The sequence below is a fragment of the Photorhabdus viridis genome, assembly GCF_040256935.1.
Classification (GTDB): domain Bacteria; phylum Pseudomonadota; class Gammaproteobacteria; order Enterobacterales; family Enterobacteriaceae; genus Photorhabdus; species Photorhabdus viridis.
Genome location: NZ_JBEJZY010000420.1, coordinates 1 through 249 on the forward strand (window position 1 = coordinate 1; position 249 = coordinate 249).

The following is a 249-nucleotide window of genomic DNA, read 5'->3' on the forward strand; positions in this document are numbered from 1 at the left end:
CGCATTGATATCTCGGTCATGCTCAACGCCACATTCAGGACATGGCCAGATGCGCTTATGTAACGGCATTTCCGGCATTTTATGACCGCAACAATGGCAGGTTTTCGAACTGGCGAACCATTGATCCAGCTTCACCAAATGAACGCCTTTTTCTGCTGCCTTGTATTCCAGTTTTGTGATGAATCCATACCAGCCAGCGTCACTGATAGCGCGAGCCAGCCTGGGGTTTTTCATCATATTTGCTGTTTT

At 47.8% G+C, this 249-nt stretch carries 1 protein-coding gene; it reads right to left on the reverse strand.

Annotated features, from left to right (window positions below; genetic code table 11):
• Positions 1-249: RNA-guided endonuclease InsQ/TnpB family protein (locus tag ABR397_RS25625; protein ID WP_350307873.1), on the reverse strand; the 249-nt coding region annotated here is incomplete at both ends.